We start from the raw sequence: 22,424 nt of genomic DNA on the forward strand, positions 1-22,424 counted from the left end.
CATGAAGCATTACCGGATTTTTATTTTTGCCCTGTTATTGGTTTCATGCCAAAATGTGGAAAAGGTGAAAGAACCGGAAAATTTAATTCCTGAATTGAAAATGGCAGAAGTCCTTACCGATCTTTCTATTCTCAATTCCGCCAGAAATTATAATAAAAGAATCCTGGAGGAAACCGGTTTAAAGCCAGATGAATATTTGTACGAAAAACACGGAATTGATAGCCTCCAACTCGCGCAAAGCAATGAATATTACGCAAAGAATTATGATAGGCTGGAAAGTATTTATAAGAAGGTAAAGGTGAATCTCGAAAAGATGCAGGGTGATTTGGAGAAGATGCAGGAGGAGGAAACACGTATAAAGGACTCTATAAAGCTTGCCGATTCTATTTCTGGATCTAAATCTGATTCCTTGACGGTTAAGCCTGTATTAAAAATAAAAAGGCCAATTATCGACAGCCTTATTATAGACAGTAATCATTAAGGGGAAATTAGGATCTTTCTTATTTTTGCCCCCTAAAGATTTTTCCTGTTTGGTGGATGACTTCCTGAACCGGAGTGAACTTAAAATTAAACTCTTTAACAATCTTCTGGTTGCTGTAAAAAGTATGTGCGAATAAAGCTTTCATATCTTTTTTGGCAATTTGCCGCTTCTTCCCAAATAGCATTGCTGTAATAAATTGATAGATCCATCCAATAAAAACCATCCAGGGTTTCAGGGGCTTTTTAGGCGCAGGTTTGTCAATGCTTTCTGCAATCATTTCCAGAACTTTTTTAAATTCCAGGTTTTGGGCCACAACAATATATTGTTCATTTTTAGTGCTGGAATCCATCGTGCAAATAGCAGCGCAAACCACATCCCGTACCCCTACAAAGCCCGTAGTTTTTGGGAAATGGTAGTTTAAACCGGCATCTATTCGTTTAAAAATTTGTCCGCTTCCGGAATCCCAAAATCCCGGCCCAATTATTATTCCGGGATTAAGAATGATAACAGGAACTCCTTCCTGAGAACCTCTCCAGACCTCAATTTCAGCTCCGTGTTTGGATATGGCATAATCGCTGTGATTTTGTTCCTGGTACCACGTGAAATTTTCAGAGATCTCATTTTCTCCAGGAGTTAGATCCATGGTAGCAATAGAACTTATGAAACAAAGTTTTTTAATTCCGCCGGAAATACACAAATTCACAATATTAGCGGTTCCTTCAATATTGATCTTCCTCAGTGCTTTTTCATCTGATGGGTCAAAAGAGATCATAGCTGCGCTATGATATACAGAAGTAATTCCTATAAAAGCTTTGGTTAGGGCACAGATATCATTGAGATCGGCTTCCTGCCAATCAATCCTGTTAAAATAAAGATCGGTTTCTTCAGAAGATAAATAATAAGAGAATACCTTTTTCACAACAAGTAAATTGCTGCTTTTTCTATAAATGGCCCGTACATTATTCCCCGCTTTCAGTAAATCAAGCAATAAATGAGAGCCTACCAAACCTGTTCCTCCGGTAACTAAAATCATAGGGTAAATATAGCTATTTCAACTTAGGAAAAATCATAGGGTTTGGTATCTTTACGGCTGTTTAGAAGAAAATTTCAATCATGAATAAAAATTTTATTGAAGAGATTACCTGGCGCGGAATGTTACACGATGTTATGCCGGGAACCGAAGAACATTTACTGGAAGAAATGCGGGCTGCCTATATTGGTTTTGATCCTACCGCAGACTCTTTACATATTGGGAATTTAGTTCCAATTATGTTGCTGGCCCATTTTCAACGTTCTGGCCATAAGCCGGTAGCTTTGGTTGGTGGTGCAACGGGAATGATTGGGGATCCTTCAGGAAAAAGCAGCGAACGGAATCTTTTAGATGAAGCTACTTTAAGGCACAATCAGGAATGTGTGAAAAATCAACTTTCTCGTTTTCTGGACTTTTCTTCGGACGAAAAAAATCGGGCAATTTTAGTTAACAATTATGATTGGATGAAAGAATTTACATTTCTTGATTTCATAAGGGATGTGGGGAAACATATAACAGTCAATTATATGATGTCCAAAGATTCAGTGAAAAACAGGATTTCGGGAGAAGATACCGAAGGAATGTCGTTTACAGAGTTCACTTATCAGCTTGTTCAGGGTTATGATTTTGTTCATTTATACAAAACCCAAAATTGTAGTCTTCAAATGGGAGGAAGTGACCAGTGGGGAAATATTACGACCGGAACAGAGCTTATTAGAAGAATCGGGGACGGAAAAGGCTACGCCCTTACCTGTCCATTAATAACTAAGAGCGATGGCAGTAAATTTGGTAAGAGTGAGGGAGGTAATATTTGGTTGGATTCCAACAGGACATCTCCTTATAAATTTTACCAATATTGGTTAAATTCCAGTGATGAGGACGCCAAAAAATATATTAAAATATTTACTTTCTTAGACAAAGAAATAATTCAGGAACTTATTTCTCAGCATAAAGAAGCTCCTCATTTGCGGTTGCTTCAAAAGTCATTGGCAAAGGAGGTTACAATTACGGTTCATAGTGAAGAGGAATATGTTAATGCGGTAAAAGCCTCTGAGGTTTTATTTGGAAAAAGTACGGCAGGCGACTTGAAAAACCTCAACGAGGCTACATTTCTGGACGTTTTTGAAGGGGTGCCACAAGCGGAAGTTTCCAGAGCCGATATTGAAGAAGGTTTGGACATGATCGCGGCCCTTTCAGCAAAAACCGATTTTTTGAAATCCAATGGCGAAGCGCGTAGAGCCTTGAAGGAAAACGCGATTTCCGTAAATAAAGAAAAGGTGCGAGAAGATTATAAGATCACTGTTTCTGACCTTATCAATAACAAATATGTAATTCTAAATAAGGGAAAACGGAATACCTACATTATAAAGGTGGTTTAATCCCTCATTGAGGGTTTAATTTCCCGAGGTCTGCCTCGAATTTTTAAAAGTATTTTCCAATTTTTATTCATACCTCGTGGTGGGCTTGCCCCGGGGTTTTTGGTTTAAATTACAAAATCCCTTCAAACAGGTGTTTAAAGGGATTTGCAACTAACTAACCAATCTAATATGAAAAAAACTTCAATTAGCTGTAAACAAAAACCTAACCAAAAATTATGTTTACGTAAGCTAAGTCGGAGGGAATTTCTTTTGATTACAAAATTAATAAATAATTAACATTTCTGAAATTTATTCAAGAAATTTGAATCTGAAAAGTTTATAACACCATAAGGTTACACCCTCTAATATCACTGTTATCAAACCTTCCAAGGATTTCTATAGATCCATCTTCATATGTTTTCCCCAAATCCTGAGTCGCGATAAAAGAGCAGGAATTTATATTGGCAAGGTCTATAACATTTATTCCACCGGGTTTCCCTTTAGGAAGATAGGTGAGAGCATCTTCAGGATCGCGAATAAGCATCTTCATCCAGGGTGGGCATTCAAAAGTGCCATTTCCTTGAGAATAAGCCTGGGAGAGAAGTTCTGTCATTCCATACTCGCTGTGAATGTGAGAAACTCCAAATCCTTTCATTAACAGTTCATGAAGTTCAGTACGAATCATCTCCTTTCGTCGGCCTTTCATTCCCCCGGTTTCCATAATGATTGTGTTTTGCAGGTTAAATTTATATGCTTCCACCAAATCCAGCAATGCAAATGAAACCCCAATAAGCAGTATTTTTTGCCCCGAATTGTCCAGAGAGATCAATGTTTTTTTAAGATCGGATAAATTGTTAAGGTAAAATCCGCTTTTGGGATGTTTGCTTTCCCTTATTAGATTATCGGCCATATAGATAAGGGAAGAGCCTTTACGTTCCAGATAGGAAGGCAAAAGTGCTAAAACTGCATAATCCTGAATATTGCCGTAAAAGTGTGAAAATGCTTTTGTGAAACTTTGCTCGTAAAGGGAAAGATCTGTCACATAGTGTTTGCTTGTATTTTCTCCTGTGGTTCCGCTGCTGGAAAATATCTTTTCAACAGGCGCTTTGGAAGAAAGCAAACGCTCACTTTTAAAGAAATCTATAGGTAAAAAAGGGATTTTTTGTATTTCATCAACCTGCTTCGGATCTTTTTTAAGCAACTCACAAAACCTTCGATATATTGGATTATTCGAAAATTGAAACCTGAATACTTCCAGTGAAACCAACCGAAATTCTTTTTCGGAAGCAATGGAAAAAATGTTGGGGTAATCCATATTTAAATTTAAAATACGCAGCAGTAAAGGTAAAAATAAAAGGCAAGGCCTTAGTTCCAAATCTTATATTTGAGAGGAGTTCATAAAAAAGGCCTCTATAAATAGAAGCCTTTGGTATATGATTGTATGAAAAACGCTAACGAACCACCAATTTCCTGGTGGCTTGTGAAGATCCTTCATTTATTTTTAAAATATAAATCCCCGGAGTTAATTCTGAAACATCCAACTCTCTTCCGGTTATCCTGGCAGAAAGTACCTTTTTGCCAAGTACATTGAAGATTTCCACCTCTTTAACCTGATTCCTGTCTGAAGTGATATACACTTTACTTCCGGTAACAGGATTGGGATAGATGGCAAGGCCTTCAATTGGTTTTTCCTGCGTATATGCAGGGAGGTTAGTGCTTTGAGCTGTTATTGAATTGGACAACAGCAAAAAGCAAACCAATAAGAAACTTAATAAGTACTGTTGTTTCATTCTTTTTGAATATGATTATTACAAATCTACAATAAAAATTTCAAAAATAGTGCCATAACCTCCTGCTAATTAAGTTAATGCTAATATAAATAAAAAAAAGCTGCCTTATGAGGGCAGCCTTTTGAATAAAAATAAAGCAAACGTTTGATTTTAAAATTTATAGCTATAGCTTAAAGAGATGGGAGTGCCAGGTTTCCTAAGGGAAAATATCTGATCTTCGGCTCCAAAAGACTGGAACCTGCTTTCAATATCGTCTCCAAGCATATTAGAAACCTTTAAAGAGATGGTAGAATTTCTATTTTCTCCAAAAGATTTATTCAAATTAAAATTAAGACTGTGGAAGGGCATTGTATAAACATCTGGTACAGTACCAATACCCACAAGTTCCAGTGTTTTGCCCTGGGTGTTATAAAAAATACCAGCCTGCCAACCGGTTTCCTGGTCGGTATAGTCGATACCTGTATTTATCAAAAATGGAGATTGGCCCTGCAGTTGTCTTGTACCGTCAAATTCTTCACCAGGTCTAAGATTACGTTGCTTGGATTCAAATTCTCCGCTTGCACTTCTATCCATTTCTACCTTTGAGTCTATAAAAGACACGTTAAGGTTTACACTTAAGTTTCTAAGGTTTTCAGCAATAAATCCAAAATTCTTTCTCATTTCAAATTCGGCTCCAATAACGGTAGCATCATTAACATTTCTTGGCTGAAAATTATCTGCAGAGAAATCACTAAATACAGACAGTTCTATTGGGTCTGTAAATTTCTTGTAAAAGCCGCTTATTGCAAAAAGCTGTGCATCGTCTCCATAAAGTTCGTAGCGTGCATCCAGATTGTCTACGTAAGTAGGTTGCAAATCTATATTCCCAATAAAGGTCCTGTTGGTTAATGGGTCGTAAATTTGGGCAATGGAAGCTTCTTTAAATGAAGGCCTTGCGGTTGAGCGACCATAAGAAAGTCTTAAATTACTGGCGTCATTTAGGCTGTAAATTAAGTTTGCCGAGGGAAAAAAATCGGTTTTGTCTATAAGTTGTTCTTTATCCAGAATTACATCGCCAAGGTTATTTTGTCCTGTATAAAAAAGATCAAACTTTTCAAGTCTAATACCAAAAATTGCCTTTAGTTTCTCTGTAACATTAAATTCTTCTGAAACATAAGCCGATGCATTGGTATTGTATGCATCGTAGGTGTTTGCAGGCTCATAGAAACCATTGATATAAGATCCCCTCCCGGTTTCCGGAGTCCAGATATTACCCGGTGCCAAAACCTGATTTGGATCTCCTCCAAAACGTTGACTAATAGACCCCTGAATTAGAATTTGGTATTGATCTATAGAAAAATCTCTTTGTTTGTACGTGTAGCCTCCACCAAATTTTAAATTTGCGTTTCTGCCAAAAAGCTGGTGCCTTTTGGTAACATCTACTTTTCCTGCCAGGTTGACCTCTTCCAGGTTTCTCCATATCCTGGTGGGACTTTCAGAGGAACTTGGTCTTATACTATAGGTGTTGTTGCTTGGGTTAAATTCAAAGGCCGTAATCCTTACATCTTTATCATAAACCCGTGATAGTGTTGGAGAAAGTTTCCATTCAGTAGTCCAGCTTGCATCTTTATTGGCGTGTTTCCCACTTAATAAAGCGTTGGTAATGGAACGTTGTGTGTATTCCAGGTTATCCCTAAAAACTGTAATAGCATCAGAGACAAGAATTTCCTCTTCAAAATTACCGGCGGTAGATTCTCCGTTTTGAATATGAAGCAAATTAAGCTGGTATTTAGATTGTTCCGTTTTAAAAGCAAGTCCGGTGAGTGCACTAATCAGGGAATTTTCTTTTCCAACATCACCATTCAATAATCTTGATGGACGCAGTTCAAAGGCTGAAGTTTCTCTTGGCTTTAACCAGGAATTGTTTTCAAAATCTTCAAAAAACTCTGAAGTATTTTTGTAAGAAAGCGATGCGAAATAGCCAAGTTTGTTGTTTTTCTCTCCAAATTCATATTGATTTCCGGCAGTAAAGCCAAAGCTAAAATCCATCAAATTGCTTTTTCTGGTACCTCCTAAAGTTGGATTAAAACGCTCTGTAATTCGTGTTAATGCGGCATCGTTATCAAAAGGTCTTGGAAAACGTTGAAATCTGCTAACGGGACGATCTCTGGTGCCATCGTCAAAACCAAGAAAATCTGTATTGCCTCCATCATATTGCAAAAAATCTGAATTAAAGTGCATAGAAGGGTTGTAGTCAGCGCCAAGTGAAACACTGTATTCCTCTCGGCTAGGAAAATCTTTTGTAATAATATTTACCATTCCTCCGGTAAAATCGGCCGACATATCTGCAGTTAGAGATTTAACCACAATTACGTTATCCAATATATTAGTTGGAAAAATGTCCATTTGTAAGGTATTTCGATCTGGATCCAATCCCGGTACATCCATCCCGTTTAGAATAGATTTGGTATAGCGGTCCCCCAAACCTCTTACATAAACATATTTACCGCCCTGAACAGAAACTCCCGGTATGGTTTTTACTGCAGCGGAAACATCTCCAGCCCCAATTTTATCGAAGGATTGAGAAGAAAGTCCATCGGTAAGATTGATGGCATTTTTTTGCATATTTAAAAGGGCGGCTTCAGTATCCCTGGCAGTGGTGGTAGTAATTACCACCTCGTCTAACATCCCGGCAGAAGATTTCATCTCCACATTAAGAGTGGTTACTTCACCTTCTTCCACAACAACTTCGGTTACTTCTATGGTTTCGTAACCTACAAAAGAAAACACCACAGTATAGGTTCCGGGAGCTACATTCAAACTATAATCTCCTTCAAAATCTGAGGTGGTTCCGGTATTAGTGCCTTTAATGGCAACATTGGCAAAGGGCATCACATCATTGGCTTCAACATCAAAAATAGATCCTGAAATTTTTCCGGTTTGTGCCTGTGCAAAACTGATGAATAAACTAAAAAATAAAACTATTGAAAAGTGGGTCTTCATAAAAATGTCAATTAAAAATCTGAATACTAAATTGCCCGCCTCATTTAAGGGGCGAGCAATTTTTGTTAAGTGCTATTTAAATTTTGCTTTAAAATATTGATTAAAATGCACTGCGGAAGCTAGCATAGGTCCATCCAAAAACAGATAGGTCTGCACCAACTGTTTCCTGATCTTGTTCTATTGCTGTAGCAAAATCTGCAGCATCAGTAGAGAAACTTGTAGTTCCTGTAGTGTCTTTGAAAATATCAGAAACGCTCGCTACTCCTTCTGGTAATACTATTTCCCAGGCAGAGAAGCTTAAACTACCATTGGTGTAGTTTGCAGCAGATCCTGCATCGTCAATTTCTACATCCTGTACATCGTTAAATCCTTTTACATATACATTATTAAAGGCTCCCTGAGCTCCGTCTCTAAAATCTGCGATTTCAGCAGATGGGGCGTTAGGATCTCCAATTATAGTTAGGTCCTGGATAATAAAAGCTCCCTGAAGCGTACCTTCTGGTCCATCAATTTCTAAAGCGTGATCAGATTCGGCACCTTGAATAACCAATGCGTTGGTAATAGTTCCTGAGTAAGCCTGGTCAATATCCAAACCATCATCTCCTCCGGCGAATGCCACAAGATTGCTGGAGTTAACAGTACCACCAAACCATTCAAAACCATCATCTACGTTTCCTACAACTTCTACGTGGTCTATAACTGTTCCAGTACCAACACCTCCTAAAGTAAGTCCATTAATTTCGTTCCCGGAACCTATTAGTGCTCCACCGTGACGAATAGATACATATTTGAAAACTCCTGAATTGTCTGTTGGGTCATCACCTCCATATCTTCCAAAGTCATCATCTGCAGGAATCCCTTCAATTTGAGATTCTTCAGAGTCACCTTCAAAAGAGCTTGGTGCAAATCCTAAAATTAATACTCCACCCCAAAGACCTCGGTCGTTTTCATCAAGGTTAGTTCCTTGTTTTTGTCCAACCTGAATGTTATCATTAATAGAAGTAAATACAATTGGCGCATCGGCAGTACCTTCAGCCATAATACGTCCTCCACGAGCTACAATAAGCGCAGAAGCCAAAGAACCTGTACCCTCCGCACCCTTAATAATAGTTCCTGGTTCAATGGTAAGGGTTGCTCCATTTCCAACTACAAATTTTCCATTTATTTCCCAGATAACATCATTGGTTAAAGTAAAATCCTCAGTTAATAATCCAGAAAGATCTTCGTCTACTATAACTCCACCTACATCACCTTCACATGGAGCACAAGCCCCTCCACAATCTACACCAGTTTCGTTACCATTTTTGATTCCGTCGGTACAGGTAGCAAGTTGTTCTATTGGCATAGAGTCATCATCGCTGCAACTTGTCAATCCTAAAGTTGCGATAGCAAATCCTGCAATAATTAATTTTTTCATAGTTTCAATAAATTTAGTTATTCTTTTGAGTTTTAAATTCAAGGCCAATTAACGAGCTTAGTTTAAGTACAGCCTTACCTAAAGTTTAAGCTTAGGTTAATAGCACAGTATTGAATGTTACCTTTAAGTTTATAAAATGGGTTAAACAGGGGGAGTTGAAATTTTTCCTAAAGCGTTATTTGGCGTAAAACGCCTATAGTTAAGGCTTTTAGGTCCATTTTTGGAAGAATCCATTGTTAACTATGTGTTACCAGTATTGTTTTTGCTGAAATGCTGAAGGATAAATTTTATCTTTACTTTTGTAATCACTAGTATTACAATACTTAATATATGAAGAAAAAAGATATTACCATACTTCTGGTAGACGACGAACCGGATATCCTGGAAATTGTTGGTTACAACCTTTCTGCAGAAGGTTACCAGGTGATGACTGCGGAAAATGGTGTCGATGCTGTGAAAATCGCTAAAAAGAAAGTACCTCATTTAATTATCCTGGACGTGATGATGCCAGAGATGGATGGAATTGAAGCCTGTGCGCAAATCAGAAAAATTCCGGAACTCAGCGAAACCATTATTACCTTTTTAACGGCCCGTGGAGAAGATTATTCTCAAATGGCAGGTTTTGATGCCGGAGCCGATGATTATATAACCAAGCCCATAAAGCCAAAAGTACTGGTGAGTAAAGTGAAGGCCTTGCTTCGCCGATTTAAGGACGAAGAGCCTTCTTCTAATATTGTGAAAATAGGGGACCTCGTAATAAACAGGGAGGAATACAAGATCATTAAAAATGATGTGGAATTGATTCTTCCCCGTAAGGAATTTGAACTGCTTTCACTTTTGGCCTCAAAACCCGGTAAGGTTTTTAAACGGGAAGAGATCCTTGATAATGTATGGGGTAACGAAGTGGTTGTTGGCGGCAGGACAATCGATGTCCACATTAGGAAACTTCGGGAAAAGATTGGGGACGAAAGCTTTAAAACAGTTAAAGGAGTAGGATATAAGTTTGTCGTTTAATGCCAAGGGACTTTAAGAAATCATATAAATTTGCAATAAAAACCTCGCTTTTTATAACCCTGATATTGACCCTTTTTTTTGGTGGATTTCTACATTATCACGGGCTGTTTGAATTCTATTCCCTGGGAATATTTCTGGTGTTCAGCTATCTTGTTTCGTTTTTTATAATTCAGTATCGCGTTGAGAATTTTATCTATAAAAGGGTGAAAAAGATCTACGACAATGTTACCCTTTTGGATGCCACTACCTTAAGGCCAAATCAAATCACTACAGATATGGCAACTTTAACCAGGGAAGTAGAGAAATTTGCTGAAGACAAAAAACTTGAAATAGAAACCCTGAAGATTAGGGAAACCTATAGAAAAGAATTTATGGGAAATGTATCCCATGAATTAAAAACGCCACTTTTTACTGTCCAGGGTTATATACTCACACTTTTGGATGGGGCCATGAAAGACAAGGCGGTGCGCAAAAAATATCTTCAAAGAGCAGGTAAGGGTGTGGAAAGGTTGATTTATATCGTGAAAGATCTTGATATGATCACCAAACTGGAAACCGGAGATCTTCATTTACATTTTGAAAACTTCAACATCGTGGAAATGGTCCAGAATGCCTTTGACCTATTGGAAATGAAAGCCGCGAAGAAGAACATCACCTTAACTTTTGATATCCCTTACAAGGAACCTGTCTGGGTGTATGCAGATAAGGAGCGCATTCAGCAGGTGCTTTCCAACCTTATTGTTAATTCAATTAAATATGGAAAAAAAGGAGGAACAACAGAGATAAGCATCGAAAACCTGATAAAAAACAAAGTTATTGTTCGGGTAACCGATAACGGAGAAGGGATAGAAATGGCCAACATTCCAAGGCTTTTTGAGCGGTTTTACCGTGTAGATAAGAGTGGTTCACGAAAAGAAGGCGGTTCCGGACTGGGATTATCAATTGTAAAACATATTATTGAAGCGCATAATGAGAAGATATATGTGGAAAGTGATTTTGGGGTTGGAAGTGAATTTTCATTCACCCTTGAAAAGAGCAAAAATTCTACTAAAATCATCGCTTCCGAGAAAACCGGGCAAGGAAGAAAAAAAACTTAATTCGCTGTAATCCTTAACTTCCTGAAGTTTTTCTGCAGTGAATTTAGATTGAGGACAACCAGGTGAAATTCCCATTTTTTTCAATCGGTTGGACAAATATTCCTGTTCGGGTTGTCCCGGAGTTGGTATCAAAAAACAAGGTTTCTCCAGTTTAGCCAGATCCATGAGGGTGGTATAGCCTGATCTTGAAATCACCAGCTTACTGCTATTAATCACACCCTCCAATTCTCTTGAGGTCATGAAATTACAAACGGTAAAATTTCCCTTCTTTTCAACTTTTTGAAATTCCTCAACGACTCCACGAACCATATAAATTTTTGCCTTCATATCCTTCAGCTCTTTGAACATGATTTTTTCAAGGATACTGCGCTGAGGTTCCGGCCCTGAAAGCAAAACCAGGATATCATATTCAATCAATCGTTCTTCTTTTTCAAATCGGCTTAATATTCCAAGGTATTTTACGGGAATAGCAGTTTTTTTTAAATGACTCATCTTTCCGCTGAGGTTGATAGTTCCAGGAAGATCGGGAACCCAGCATTCATCAAATTTATTGATATAGGCTTGCTGGATCCTACTGCTTAAAAGTGTTGTTAGCCCAGAAAGAACTAGAATTTGATGGGTGATAAAAACCGACGGCACTAACCTGGAACGAACTCCCCACCGGTTATCTGAAATGATCCCCGATATATTTTTGTTCTTGATGAGATCTTCGGTATGTTTTAGCTCTTTTGAAATGGTTTTAAATATATGCGGTGTATTGCCAAGAAGTTTAAATTTCAACAGGAAAGGATGTTTTGAATATTCTATGGCGTAGGAGGGAAGGGAGTAATGTTCGAGTTCCGGAAATTCTTTCTTTAATAATTGCAGGGCATCTCCGTCTGATGCTATCACCGGAACAAAATTTTGTTCGATCAGCGCCCGAATAACAGGAATACAGCGGGTGGCATGTCCCAATCCCCAGTTTAAAGGTGCTACCAGAATTCGTTTTTTGTACATTAACAAATATAGGAAATGTTGTGATGAAGTGGCTAAGTGATGAAGTGACGAAGTGATGTTGTGATGAACTTTTCTATTCTCTATTTTCTTAATTTGGCATTGTGTCTTGTTTCTAGGATCTTGGCCCTTGATTTGTTCACTTCTATCCTCGCATCTCCCGCTTCTAACTTCTTTTTCGTTAATTTTGTCAAAATATTTAGAAGCAGTGGGGAGTAAAAATAAACTCAGAAGATTCCGTGAGAACGAGCAATTTGATAATGTGGTACAGCCTTCGCGGGAGGAGTTAACTCAGAATAACTATCCTTTAAGAGGCAAATGGCGATCCGATTTTTTTAAAAATAACAATCCGATAGTGCTAGAACTCGGTTGCGGAAAAGGGGAATACAGCGTTGCCCTGGCCCAGGCTAACCCGGAAAAGAATTTTATTGGGGTGGATATTAAAGGAGCCAGGTTTTGGCGCGGCGCAAAGACCGGGATGGAAGAAAATATTACCAATCTTGGATTTATCAGGACCCAGATTGAACTGGTGGATCATATTTTTGCCAAAAATGAGATCGATGAGATCTGGATCACCTTTCCGGATCCGCAAATTAAATATAAACGTACCAAACATCGTTTGACCAATTCAGAATTTCTTCAGAAATACAAATTCATACTGAAACCGGACGGCATCGTGAATTTAAAAACCGATAGCGAATTTATGCACGGATACACCCTGGGGCTCCTGCACGGCGAAGGTCATGAGATCTTACAGGCAAATCATGATGTTTATAAAAATGTATATTCTCCAATAGAAGTAACCGGGATACAAACTTTCTACGAAAAACAGTACCTTGAACAAGGAAAGCGCATTACCTATATTCAATTTAAGATAAAATAAAACTTTGGAGGAAACCAAACTTTTCCTAATCACTTATTTTGCTGCTCTTCTTGGAGTAGTGCCGCCGGGATTGGTCAATATGACCGTTGCAAAAACCTGTATGAAGCACGGGGAAAAGAGCGGTGTTTTTGTGGCCATTGGAGCATCCATCGGGGTGCTTTTGCAAGCCATTTTGGCTGTTTTTTTAGCCAGGTATATTTTCGATAATCCATTTATAAGGAATGTGCTTTTGCGGGCTGGCCTGGTGATTTTCATAATTTTAGCCATCTTCTTTTTTGTGAAAGCACAAAATGGTTCACATATAGATGCTCAAACCGAAAAAACCAACGCCAACAGTATTTTTAAAGGAATCCTTGTTGCTGTTTTAAACGTATTTCCCATCCCATATTTTGTGGCACTTGCAACCGCATTAAATATAGGTGGCGATGTTTCCTATGATTTTGTTTTAATGATCACCTTTGTGCTTGCAGCATCGCTGGGAACTTTTACTACCCTTTATTTCTACGTTTTATCCTTTCAGAAAATCGATAATAAAACAGCGATATTTGCTAAATATTCCAATTATTTTATGGCTATACTGATGTTTGTTTTGGTCATTATTACACTAATCAGGATCTTTTATTATTAGAATGGCTACCGAGAAAAACTTTTTTGAACGGGTTTATGAAGTGGTGAAGTTGATTCCTCACGGTAGAGTAACTTCCTACGGTGCCATTGCCAGGTATCTTGGTGCTGCCGGAAGTGCAAGGATGGTGGGCTGGGCAATGAATAATTCTCACGATATGGATACGATTCCCGCGCAAAGAGTGGTAAATAGACTTGGATTGCTTACCGGGAAGCACCATTTTGGAGGTTCTTCAGCGATGCAGCAATTGCTGGAAGCGGAGGGTGTGAAAATTAAAGACAATCAGGTTCTTGATTTTAAAGAACTTTTTTGGGATCCAAATCTGGAACTTCCCGGAAGGGATTGTTAGCCTGAAATATCATAATTTCAGCTTATTATTCTATCGATCAATTATACGTAAATTCTTCGTTTTATTGGCTTTTACTGTTATCTTTGCATTTTAGAATCAATCTATATAAGAGGTTGGAATCAGAAAAACAATCAGGATGAAATTAGATAAAAAAGACATATTAGCTGCACTGGAAACCATCTCTGTTTCAGGAGAAGGAAAAAATATGGTTGAAAGTGGTACTGTAAAAAATATTATGACCTTTGGGGATGAGGTTGTGGTGGATTTATTGTTAACTACCCCTGCTTTACACATTAAAAAAAGGGCCGAAGTGGATGTGATGAAAGCCATTCACGATAAGGTATATGCCAAGGCAAAAGTAACCGTGAATATCAAGGTCGAAGCGCCTGAAAAACCCGAGATCAAGGGGAAAAACATTCCGGGGATCAAGAACATAATCGCAGTTGCCTCTGGAAAAGGTGGGGTTGGAAAATCTACAGTAACCGCTAATTTAGCTGTAACCCTTGCTAAAATGGGATTTAAAGTTGGATTGCTGGATGCCGATATTTATGGCCCTTCTATGCCTATGATGTTTGATGTTGCCTCAGAAAAACCATTATCTGTGAACATCGACGGAAAATCTAAAATGAAACCTGTAGAAAATTATGGGGTCAAATTATTGTCTATAGGATTTTTCACAAAACCAGATCAGGCAGTAGTATGGCGCGGTCCTATGGCTGCAAAAGCCCTCAATCAAATGATATTTGATGCCGCCTGGGGAGAGCTTGATTTTATGCTTATTGACCTTCCTCCGGGAACAGGAGATATTCATTTATCCATTATGCAGTCCATGCCTATCACCGGAGCAGTGATTGTGAGTACACCTCAGAATGTAGCTTTGGCAGATGCCAGAAAGGGAGTTGCAATGTTTCAGCAGGAAAGTATCAATGTTCCTGTTTTAGGAATTATTGAAAATATGGCATTTTTTACTCCTGAAGAATTACCGGATAACAAATATTATATCTTTGGAAAAGATGGAGCCATGAATCTTGCAGAAGATTTGAAGGTTCCTTTTTTGGGACAACTTCCCCTGGTTCAAAGCATTCGCGAAGCGGGCGATTTTGGCCGTCCTGCAGCCCTGCAAACAGCAACACCTCTTGAAGCCGCTTTTGAGAAAATCACTCAAAATGTGGTACAGGAAACGGTAAACAGAAATAAAAGCCTTCCTCCAACCGAAGTCGTAAAAATTACGACTATGGCGGGATGCAGTGCAGTTAAAAAGAAATAAATGACAACTGAAGAAATTAGATCAAATGTTGAAAAAGCCCTTGATGAGATTCGTCCGTTTTTGCAAAGTGATGGCGGGGATATCTCTTTGGTTTCCATTGAAGACGATCGTTTTGTAACGGTGCAGTTGGAAGGTGCCTGTGTAGGTTGCCATGTTAACCAAATGACACTTAAATCGGGGGTGGAATTGACGATTAAAAAATACGTGCCACAAATCGAAAAGGTGGTAAATTTAGAAAGGTAAGTATGCTTTTTGCTACTTAACTCTCAATTGCAAATAGAATCAAGAATGATCAAGACAGATATAATTATAATTGGTGCCGGCCCAACTGGTTTATTTACGGTTTTTGAAGCTGGATTACTCAAATTAAATTGTCATTTAATAGATGCTTTGCCACAACCAGGTGGGCAATGTTCCGAGATTTATCCAAAAAAACCAATTTATGATATTCCGGGATTCCCGGAGGTATTGGCAGGTGATCTGGTAAAAAATTTGATGGAACAAATCAAGCCTTTCAGCCCCGGATTTACGTTGGGTGAAAGAGCTGAAACCCTGGATGAGCAAAAAGATGGAAGTTTTATTGTAACCACTAACAAAGGTACTAAACATCAGGCTCCCGTGGTTGTAATTGCAGGTGGTCTAGGAAGTTTTGAGCCACGAAAGCCACCTATTCCAGTCATTGGAGACTATGAAGATAAAGGTGTAGCTTATATAATTCGTGATCCGGAAGTTTACCGCGATAAAAATGTGGTGATTGCCGGAGGTGGGGATTCTGCCTTAGACTGGTCCATATATTTGGCCGATATTGCCAAAGAAGTTTCTCTTGTACACCGAAGAAAAGATTTTCGTGGGGCACTGGATTCGGTAGATAAAGTGGAGGAACTCTCTAAAATTGGAAAAATCAATTTGATCACCGAGGCTGAAGTTGTAGATCTAAAAGGAGTAGATCTTCTTGAAGCGGTAGTGATCCGTCATAAAGGTCAGGCTGCGGATGAAGAGGTAAAACCAACAGATCATTTTATTCCACTTTTCGGACTTTCACCAAAGTTGGGCCCAATAGGGGACTGGGGACTGGAAATTGAGAAAAATGCCATTAAAGTGGATAATGCCTACGATTATCAAACCAATATTCCCGGGGTTTATGCCATTGGAGATGTGAATACCTATCCCGGAAAGCTTAAATTAATTCTTTGCGGCTTCCATGAAGCGGCCATAATGTGTCAGAGTGCATATCAGCGTATTTTCCCAGATAAAAAATATGTGATGAAATATACCACTGTTAGCGGAATAAGTGGATTCGATGGATCCCGAAAAGAAGCTAAAAGAGAAGTTGTAAAAAGTATCAATTAAATAAAAACCTCACAGGTCTCAAAGACCAGTGAGGTTTATGTCCTGCAAATTTATGTCCGATATCAAGATCACCATCATAGACCGTGAGGGAACAGCCCATCAGGTAGATGCCCCAACCGATATGAATATGAACCTTATGGAAGTAATTCGCTCCTATGAACTCGCTCCTGAAGGAACTATTGGTATTTGTGGTGGAATGGCTATGTGCGCTTCCTGTCAGTGCTATATTTTGAGTCATGAAGACCTTCTTCCCGAAAAAAGCTATGAAGAAGAAGATATGCTGGACCAGGCATTTTTTGTGGAAGATAACAGCCGTCTTGGTTGCCAGATATTCATTAAAAAAGAACTTGATGGTCTTGAGGTAAAACTGGCCCCGGAAAGTACCTGATAAAACCACTTGTTTTAAGTGCGTTTTTTAAAATTCAATCAAATTTTTTAACGTTCCAGGGCAACCATCTCAGTGATCTCTTTGTGAATTCCATCCCAGAGATCCGCACGTGAATTAAGGGCATCCCGGGCAACATATTTAACTTCCGTCCATTTTAAGGCATCCTCCCCGCAAAGTTCTTCTATCATTTTATAGGCCATTGGCCCGTGTCCGTGTTCATCGGCATCGAGTTCTATATGTCGGTCAAAGTAATATTTAAACAATTTTAGATCATCTTCAGGGAAGTTTTGCTGCACCTTATTAATAATGGAAGTAAACATATCGGGGATAAGTCCTTCCCGACCAAATGTGAAGGCGGTCGCAATCTTATGAGGTTTTCCTTCAGAAATAAGCTCGAAGGTGAATTTTAAAAACTGTTTAATGCTTATGGGAAGTTCACTTACGGCGATAACCAGGAAAATATCGGTTCCATGGGTTACCTGAAGTAAAAAATCATTGATCTTTTTTTGGTTTGCCCCGGAATTTTTCATCGCATCCAGGTACATTTCAAAATGACTTTGATGCTTTCCGAAGAAATTTAGGTCAGATTCCTCTGCAAGAACGATTTCATTTACAAGATATCTTATTTCGGGATTGCCTACAGGATACCAGGGCGTTGTTGTTTTGGTTAAGTTTTCCTGAAGCGCCTTAAGAAGGGACATAAAATCCCACACGGCAAATACGTGGTGCTCCATAAAACATTTTAAATGTTCAGGACTTTTTATTTCATTATAAAGAGGATGATCCAATAGCCTTGATTTTTGAGATTTTAGGCTTTGATTAATAGAATCTATCATGTGTTTCTAAAGCTTTTTGAAATATTAAAATGATTTGAAGGAACTATTGAATTACTGAGTAAATTTGTAGAATGTATTTTGTTTAAAAAAGTATTTTCAGAAGTTTACAATATGAATCTTCCGTCAAAACAAATTTATAACATTCTTGTGTTTTATTCCAAAAGAACTACGGAATTCAACCAACAGTTTACGAAGCGCCCTAAAAAGCCAAAACCGCTAAAGACGGAGTGTTGTGAAAAATATAAAAAGGGCAAACGTTGTAAACGCTGCCCTTGTTTTGATATTCCCAAAAAATAAAATCTACTTAAATGCCGCAATACCTGTGATATCCATTCCTGTTATCAATAAATGAATGTCGTGTGTACCTTCATAGGTTATTACGCTTTCAAGGTTCATCATGTGTCTCATAATGCTGTATTCTCCGGTAATTCCCATTGCACCTAATATTTGTCTTGCTTCCCTGGCTACATTTAAGGCCATATCCACATTATTTCTTTTTGCCATCGAGATTTGGGCAGTAGTTGCTTTTCCTTCGTTGCGTAGCACTCCCAGTCGCCAGGCCAGAAGCTGGGCTTTGGTAATTTCAGTGATCATTTCAGCAAGCTTTTTCTGCTGAAGCTGGAAACCTGCAATGGTTTTTCCAAACTGCATTCTTTCTTTGGAATATCTTAGGGCGGTATCGTAGCAATCCATAGCAGCTCCAATGGTTCCCCATGCAATACCAAACCTGGCAGAATCAAGACACCCAAGGGGAGCTCCCAATCCGCTTTTATTCGGAAGTAAATTTTCCTTCGGAACTTTGACATTGTCAAAAATAAGTTCTCCTGTTGCACTAGCTCTTAGCGACCATTTATTGTGAGTTTCGGGAGTTGAGAATCCTTCCATTCCCCTTTCTACGATTAGTCCGTGAATTCTTCCATTTTCATCCTTTGCCCAAACCACAGCGATATCGGCAAATGGTGAGTTCGAGATCCAGAGTTTAGCACCATTCAATAAATAGTGATCGCCTTTATCTTTAAAGTTGGTGGTCATTCCGCCGGGGTTGGAGCCGTGATCGGGTTCTGTAAGCCCAAAACAACCCATCCATTCTCCACTCGCCAGTTTTGGAAGGTATTTTTTTCGTTGCTCTTCATTCCCGTACTTATAGATTGGATACATCACCAGAGAAGACTGAACCGAAGCGGTAGAACGAACTCCGCTGTCCCCGCGTTCTATTTCCTGCATGATAAGTCCGTAAGAGATTTGGTCCAGCCCGGCTCCTCCATATTCTTCAGGAATATAGGGTCCAAAAGCACCAATTTCGGCAAGACCTTTAATGATGGATTTTGGGAATTTTGCTTCCTGTGCAGCTTCTTCAATAATAGGAGAAACATCACGTTTTACCCATTCCCGGGCAGCATCGCGAACCATTTTATGTTCATCGGTAAGCAGGTCGTCAAGATTGTAATAATCCGGAGCCTGAAAAAGATCTTGTTTCATATGTGGATATTTATTTTTTTATTGGTCATATGTAATTCGCATAGCTTCAGCGGTGTGTGTATCGTGTTTCCGTTATGCTCATTTAATATGTAGTGATTTTGTAAACAAAAATAATCAACGCTTGTTTAGCAAACAATTTTAAATGATTTAATATGTGTGAAGAAACCGATAGTAGAACTTAGTTGCAACAAATTTGCAGAATTAGGGATAAGCGGTAAATGGAGGAAAATTGATAAAACCGAATTTTTCCGGAGGATTATTTCTGTTTTTTGCCGTTAGTTACGGAATATGATCCGGCAATTTTGTTTTAACCATAATATTCGACGAAAAAATATCCTTTACATTTTCAAATAAAAATCCTTCACTAATTCCTTGTATTCTTGGGTGTACTGATGCCTGCTGATTTCAATTACCAATTCACTTTCCTGTACGTTTACTTCAGAAAATGATAACTGAAGCAAACTGCGTTTTAGAGGTGTGTTTTCCGTTCCCCGAACGCGCGTAATTCTATTGGGGAAAAGATTGAAGTTTTTTGCTATTTTTAAAAAGTTCACTTCTTCAGAAAAGGGAAGGATCACCGCAAATTCCCCTTCATCTGAAAGTAATTTGGAGGCTGATTCTAACAGTTCTTCAAATGGCAAGGCATCATAAAATCTCGCTTTTTTTCTTGCTGCCGATATTTCTTCATCATTTAAATTTGGAGAATAAAACGGAGGATTGGAAATGATGAGATCATACTTTTCTTCATCATGCATTTCTTCGGCAAATTCATCTAATGCAGCGTGGTAGCAAAATAACCTGTCTCCCCAATTGGAATTCTCAAAATTGTCTACACATTGCTCATAGGCATCCTCATCTATTTCCAGGGCATCTATGAGCCCGGCATTGGATCTTTGCGCCATCATAAGCCCAATAATTCCGGTGCCTGCGCCAATGTCGAGGATGGAATAAGGGTCTTTTAAATTTGCCCATGCGCCCAGCAATATCCCGTCGGTTCCAATTTTCATCGCACAGCGATCCTGTTTTACTGAAAACAGCTTAAAAGTAAATGGTTTATTGGGCATTTTCTTGGTAAAGATTGTGGAATATTATGATGGAAAAAGGGGGTATCTAAAGATAAATCTCGATGAGGCCGGGAGGCGTATCGAGTAGAATTGTTTTATTCTTTTTGTCCACTTTTTTTATAAAATCATCATTGACCGGGATCAGGATTTCATTTCCGTTATGGTCAATTTCAAAGAGTGCCTGATAGCTGCTGTCATTAACGCCTGTTATGGTGCCAATTTTTCCAAAATTGACATCTTCAGCGGTAAATCCGATAATCTCATGAAAATAGAATTTTTCGCCTTCCAGTTCAGGTAGTTGATCCAGCGGCAGGTAGATGTCGCATCGCATAAGGTCGTCGGCATCTGCTTCAGTTTCTACATCTTCAAATTTTATACGTAATAGATCGCTTTTGTGAAGTGAAATTCTTTCAATAAAAAATGGAACCAGATTATCGTTGTAGTCAACGAAAACCGATTCCATTTTTGTGTAAGCTTCGGGTTCATCGGTATCGAGTTTAATCAATACTTCTCCCTTAAAACTGAATTTACTAACGATTTTCCCTAAATAGAAACATTCCTTTTTAAGCATCGTTAGAAAAGTAAATTAAGCTTCTTTTTTGTCTTGAGCGGCTGCTTCCTCTGCGGTTGCTGCACCAGCATCATCTGTTGGTTCTGCTTCAGCTTCAGCTTCCACTTCTTCAGATTTTGCTTCTGCTTCCAACGCTTCTTTTGCAGCAGCTTCACGTTTTGCATTTGCTTCTTTTTCAAGTTCAAAAGCTTTTTGCTTTGCAGCTTCCTGCTCTTTGCTTAAACCTTCTTTTTTAGCAGATACGGTTCCTTCTTTTTCATCTATCCAGGACTGGAATTTTGCTTCAGCTTGTTCTTCTGTAAGCGCTCCTTTTCTAACACCACCTACAAGGTGATTTTTAAGAAGTGCTCCTTTATAAGAAAGAATTGCACGTGCAGTATCCGTTGGTTGTGCTCCGTTTTGTAACCATTTTACCGCTCCATCAACATCAAGTTCGATAGTTGCAGGATTGGTGTTTGGATTGTAGATTCCTATTTTGTCAAGGTATCTTCCGTCTCTTGGTGAACGGGAATCGGCAGCGATAATCCAGTAAAATGGTTTCCCTTTTTTACCGTGTCTTTGTAATCTAATTTTTACAGGCATATAAATTAATTTGTGAGGTCCCCGACCTCGGTTATTAATAAGTCTGCAAAGATACTATATTATTCTGTTCAATGCATTTATTTTTCATCTGTTTATTTTATTGTTTTTTTATCAGTCATATGTAACATCCATATTAATCATCCACCTGTGTATCGACTTGCCGTTATGGATGTTTCATTTAAAGAAGAAAATGAAACCTGGAACGGGACAGGATCTATTTTTAATTATCCGGATCGCCAGTATTTGAAGCGAAAAAGCCTGGTTTTCATGATTCCCGTTAAATGCTGTTAAAGTTTTTTAAAGTCTGTTAAACAGATTGATAGCGTGTTTTTTTGGTTGTAATTTTAAAGGTTTAATTAATATAAAAACATGTAATTATGAACTATGCGAAAAAAATTTCCAATAAGTTAAATGACCTGTTGGAAAAAAATTATGATGCAGAAAAGGGATATAAGTTTGCTTCAGAAAATGTGAAAAACCCCAGCTTAAAGTCATTTTTTTCAGAAAGGGCAAAAGAGCGCAATAACTTTGGACATGAGTTGAAATCGGAAATCAGTACCCTTGGAGAAAAGCCGGATAAAGGTTCCAGTTTAAAAGGTGATATTCATCGTACCTGGATGAATTTAAAAACCACTTTTTCTTCAGATAAAGAGGAAGCGCTCCTTGAAGAAGCTGTTAGAGGAGAAAAGGCCGCTGTAGAAGAATACAATGAAGTTTTGGAAGATGAAAATATTCCGCCATCTACAGCGAATTTATTGATGAAGCAGCGCAATGCGATTACCGCAGCTTTAGATAAAGTGAAAAGATTGGAATCGGAAGCCTAATGGATCTTTCGGCATTAGATCTGTTTAAATGAGCAGTTAAGCCT

23 protein-coding genes are annotated in these 22,424 nt (G+C 38.5%); 12 read left to right on the forward strand and 11 right to left on the reverse strand.

What is annotated here, in order from left to right; translation table 11 throughout:
• Position 1: 1 nt before the first annotated feature.
• Complete coding sequence (locus ACKGJN_RS04300; RefSeq protein ID WP_409538195.1) at positions 2–481, forward strand: DUF4296 domain-containing protein; 480 nt, start codon at positions 2–4, stop codon at positions 479–481.
• A 19-nt stretch (positions 482–500) separates the two neighbouring features.
• Here the strand turns inward: ACKGJN_RS04300 and ACKGJN_RS04305 are convergent, their stop codons facing one another.
• The gene (locus tag ACKGJN_RS04305) at positions 501–1,514 is read right to left on the reverse strand and encodes an NAD-dependent epimerase/dehydratase family protein (RefSeq protein ID WP_409538196.1); all 1,014 of its coding nucleotides are present in this window, start codon (positions 1,512–1,514) and stop codon (positions 501–503) included.
• 80 nt (positions 1,515–1,594) lie between these two features.
• Between ACKGJN_RS04305 and tyrS the strand changes: the two genes are divergently transcribed.
• Complete coding sequence (gene tyrS, locus ACKGJN_RS04310) at positions 1,595–2,890, forward strand: tyrosine--tRNA ligase (RefSeq protein WP_409538197.1); 1,296 nt, start codon at positions 1,595–1,597, stop codon at positions 2,888–2,890.
• Positions 2,891–3,206: 316 nt separating this feature from the next.
• Here tyrS and ACKGJN_RS04315 read toward each other — a convergent pair whose 3' ends face one another.
• The 4 genes from ACKGJN_RS04315 to ACKGJN_RS04330 form a co-directional block, all read right to left on the reverse strand.
• On the reverse strand, positions 3,207–4,184 hold the full coding sequence (locus ACKGJN_RS04315) for a LuxE/PaaK family acyltransferase (RefSeq protein ID WP_409538198.1): 978 nt from the start codon (positions 4,182–4,184) through the stop codon (positions 3,207–3,209).
• Between the two features lie 136 nt (positions 4,185–4,320).
• The gene (locus ACKGJN_RS04320) at positions 4,321–4,659 is read right to left on the reverse strand and encodes a T9SS type A sorting domain-containing protein (protein ID WP_409538199.1); all 339 of its coding nucleotides are present in this window, start codon (positions 4,657–4,659) and stop codon (positions 4,321–4,323) included.
• A 150-nt stretch (positions 4,660–4,809) separates the two neighbouring features.
• Entirely contained in the window at positions 4,810–7,641 is a 2,832-nt protein-coding gene (locus tag ACKGJN_RS04325) for a TonB-dependent receptor (RefSeq protein ID WP_409538200.1), read from the reverse strand.
• Positions 7,642–7,741: 100 nt separating this feature from the next.
• The gene (locus ACKGJN_RS04330) at positions 7,742–9,058 is read right to left on the reverse strand and encodes a hypothetical protein (protein ID WP_409538201.1); all 1,317 of its coding nucleotides are present in this window, start codon (positions 9,056–9,058) and stop codon (positions 7,742–7,744) included.
• 330 nt (positions 9,059–9,388) lie between these two features.
• Here ACKGJN_RS04330 and ACKGJN_RS04335 point away from each other — a divergent pair, with 330 nt between their 5' ends.
• Together ACKGJN_RS04335 and ACKGJN_RS04340 are read left to right on the forward strand one after the other, a co-directional pair.
• Positions 9,389–10,072, forward strand: coding sequence for a response regulator transcription factor (locus tag ACKGJN_RS04335; protein ID WP_409538202.1), 684 nt, complete (start codon positions 9,389–9,391; stop codon positions 10,070–10,072).
• Positions 10,072–11,169, forward strand: coding sequence for a sensor histidine kinase (locus ACKGJN_RS04340; protein WP_409538203.1), 1,098 nt, complete (start codon positions 10,072–10,074; stop codon positions 11,167–11,169). Before ACKGJN_RS04335 ends, ACKGJN_RS04340 begins: the two co-directional genes overlap by 1 nt.
• Here ACKGJN_RS04340 and ACKGJN_RS04345 read toward each other — a convergent pair.
• A complete protein-coding gene (locus tag ACKGJN_RS04345; RefSeq protein ID WP_409538204.1) occupies positions 11,089–12,165 on the reverse strand; it encodes a glycosyltransferase in 1,077 nt (358 codons plus the stop codon). The genes ACKGJN_RS04340 and ACKGJN_RS04345 overlap by 81 nt on opposite strands.
• A gap of 205 nt (positions 12,166–12,370) precedes the next feature.
• Between ACKGJN_RS04345 and trmB the strand changes: the two genes are divergently transcribed.
• The 7 genes from trmB to ACKGJN_RS04380 all read left to right on the forward strand — a co-directional run bounded on the left by trmB (position 12,371) and on the right by ACKGJN_RS04380 (position 17,024).
• Positions 12,371–13,045 carry a tRNA (guanosine(46)-N7)-methyltransferase TrmB gene (gene trmB, locus ACKGJN_RS04350; protein ID WP_409538385.1) on the forward strand — a complete coding sequence of 225 codons (675 nt, stop codon included), beginning with the start codon at positions 12,371–12,373 and terminating at the stop codon, positions 13,043–13,045.
• Between the two features lie 4 nt (positions 13,046–13,049).
• Positions 13,050–13,673 carry a LysE family translocator gene (locus ACKGJN_RS04355; RefSeq protein ID WP_409538205.1) on the forward strand — a complete coding sequence of 208 codons (624 nt, stop codon included), beginning with the start codon at positions 13,050–13,052 and terminating at the stop codon, positions 13,671–13,673.
• 1 nt (position 13,674) lies between these two features.
• Positions 13,675–14,019, forward strand: a complete 345-nt coding sequence (locus tag ACKGJN_RS04360) for an MGMT family protein (RefSeq protein ID WP_409538206.1) — start codon at positions 13,675–13,677, stop codon at positions 14,017–14,019.
• Positions 14,020–14,155: 136 nt separating this feature from the next.
• Positions 14,156–15,286 carry an Mrp/NBP35 family ATP-binding protein gene (locus tag ACKGJN_RS04365; protein WP_409538207.1) on the forward strand — a complete coding sequence of 377 codons (1,131 nt, stop codon included), beginning with the start codon at positions 14,156–14,158 and terminating at the stop codon, positions 15,284–15,286.
• Positions 15,287–15,529: a NifU family protein gene (locus ACKGJN_RS04370; protein WP_006989405.1), complete on the forward strand. Its 243-nt coding sequence runs from the start codon at positions 15,287–15,289 to the stop codon at positions 15,527–15,529.
• Between the two features lie 45 nt (positions 15,530–15,574).
• Positions 15,575–16,636, forward strand: a complete 1,062-nt coding sequence (locus tag ACKGJN_RS04375; RefSeq protein ID WP_409538208.1) for an NAD(P)/FAD-dependent oxidoreductase — start codon at positions 15,575–15,577, stop codon at positions 16,634–16,636.
• Between the two features lie 52 nt (positions 16,637–16,688).
• On the forward strand, positions 16,689–17,024 hold the full coding sequence (locus tag ACKGJN_RS04380) for a 2Fe-2S iron-sulfur cluster-binding protein (protein WP_409538209.1): 336 nt from the start codon (positions 16,689–16,691) through the stop codon (positions 17,022–17,024).
• 47 nt (positions 17,025–17,071) lie between these two features.
• Here ACKGJN_RS04380 and ACKGJN_RS04385 read toward each other — a convergent pair whose 3' ends face one another.
• The 5 genes from ACKGJN_RS04385 to ACKGJN_RS04405 all read right to left on the reverse strand — a co-directional run bounded on the left by ACKGJN_RS04385 (position 17,072) and on the right by ACKGJN_RS04405 (position 21,556).
• Positions 17,072–17,860, reverse strand: a complete 789-nt coding sequence (locus ACKGJN_RS04385) for a DUF3050 domain-containing protein (protein WP_409538210.1) — start codon at positions 17,858–17,860, stop codon at positions 17,072–17,074.
• Positions 17,861–18,160: 300 nt separating this feature from the next.
• The gene (locus tag ACKGJN_RS04390) at positions 18,161–19,339 is read right to left on the reverse strand and encodes an acyl-CoA dehydrogenase family protein (RefSeq protein WP_409538211.1); all 1,179 of its coding nucleotides are present in this window, start codon (positions 19,337–19,339) and stop codon (positions 18,161–18,163) included.
• 338 nt (positions 19,340–19,677) lie between these two features.
• Positions 19,678–20,403: a tRNA1(Val) (adenine(37)-N6)-methyltransferase gene (locus ACKGJN_RS04395; protein WP_409538212.1), complete on the reverse strand. Its 726-nt coding sequence runs from the start codon at positions 20,401–20,403 to the stop codon at positions 19,678–19,680.
• Between the two features lie 46 nt (positions 20,404–20,449).
• Entirely contained in the window at positions 20,450–20,974 is a 525-nt protein-coding gene (gene rimM / locus ACKGJN_RS04400) for a ribosome maturation factor RimM (protein WP_409538213.1), read from the reverse strand.
• Between the two features lie 15 nt (positions 20,975–20,989).
• Complete coding sequence (locus ACKGJN_RS04405) at positions 20,990–21,556, reverse strand: 30S ribosomal protein S16 (RefSeq protein ID WP_409538214.1); 567 nt, start codon at positions 21,554–21,556, stop codon at positions 20,990–20,992.
• 377 nt (positions 21,557–21,933) lie between these two features.
• On the opposite strand from ACKGJN_RS04405, the gene ACKGJN_RS04410 reads away from it, so the two are divergent.
• Complete coding sequence (locus tag ACKGJN_RS04410) at positions 21,934–22,380, forward strand: ferritin-like domain-containing protein (protein ID WP_409538215.1); 447 nt, start codon at positions 21,934–21,936, stop codon at positions 22,378–22,380.
• Positions 22,381–22,424: the final 44 nt, after the last annotated feature.

The sequence above is a fragment of the Gillisia xinjiangensis genome (assembly GCF_046298265.1).
In the GTDB taxonomy this organism is placed as follows: domain Bacteria; phylum Bacteroidota; class Bacteroidia; order Flavobacteriales; family Flavobacteriaceae; genus Gillisia; species Gillisia xinjiangensis.